General features: G+C 47.5%; 1 protein-coding gene and 1 pseudogene. Both read left to right on the top strand.

All coding sequences use genetic code 11. The annotated features are described in order from the left end of the window. The coding region (locus ACP5KC_RS10690) for a glycosyltransferase (protein ID WP_428287589.1) at nucleotides 1–849 on the top strand (849 nt) is incomplete at its 5' end. Nucleotides 850–857: 8 nt separating this feature from the next. After that, nucleotides 858–1,120 (top strand): annotated as a pseudogene (locus ACP5KC_RS10695) (GDP-mannose 4,6-dehydratase); the annotation flags it as partial.

The raw sequence follows: 1,120 nt of genomic DNA on the forward strand, positions 1-1,120 counted from the left end.
AGCCCCAGTGAGGCATACCATATTCCAATGATGCGGAGCAGATTAGAGGACTGGCTTATAAGGGAGGTTAAGGGCTCTGATATTATCCACATACACAATGCACATAGCGTTTTTTCAGTCAACGTGGGCTTAACAGTGAAGAGACTCAAGCCTGATATTAAGCTCGTCTTTACCCTCCATTATCACGGTAGTGGCCACTCAATTATCAGGAGTGCCCTATGGTTTCTATGGAGGAGGTACGTCGCCAAGCTCATAGACATGTCGAACGTAATCCACACGGTCAGTAGAACTGAGGCATCCAGAGTGCTAGAACACTACCCCAAGGCAGACGGAAAATTAATCATAATCCCCAACGGCGTTGAAGAGGACGTACAAGGGTATAAATGGACTGGAGAGGGCAGTGACTACATAATTTATGCTGGGAGAATAGAGAGATATAAAAACCTCGAAAAAGCCATAGAAACAGCCAAACAACTAGAACTAAAACTCCTAGTAATTGGCGAAGGCTCCTACAGGAGCAAACTCGAAACCAAGGCACGCAAGATGTACCCAGACAGAGTGACTTTCATGAGATTTCTACCCAGGACTCAATACCTGGAATTACTCGCAAAAGCAAAATACGCCATAAATCCAAGCAAAAAAGAAGCCTTCAGCATATTCATAGCAGAAGCAATAGCGATAGGGATCCCTGCAATAGTCTCAAAGGAGATAGCTGCAAACCTAAACGTTGACGACGGTAGGATGCTCGAAGGAGAACTGGTTATGGTAGAGAAAGCTCGCATTAACACGTGGGGTGATATACTAGGAGAGTACATTAAGAAACTCTATGGATCTGAGGGTGAGCTTTAGGTGAGTGAGCCGTGAACGGGGCGGACTCGGTCTTCCACTTCGCAGCGAACCCGGAGGTTAGGGTAAGCACCACAAACCCAGAGACCCACTTCAACGAGAATATGGTAGCCACATTCAACCTACTCGAGGCAATGAGGAGGAGAGGCGTTAAGGAGCTGGTCTTCGCGTCCTCAAGCTCAGTCTACGGCGAACCAAACGAAATACCAGTCAGTGAGGATGCGCCGATAAGGCCCGTCTCTGTGTACGGGGCAAGTAAGGCGGCTTGCGAAAA

Source organism: Infirmifilum sp., assembly GCF_049970975.1.
Lineage (GTDB): Archaea > Thermoproteota > Thermoprotei > Thermofilales > Thermofilaceae > Thermofilum > Thermofilum uzonense.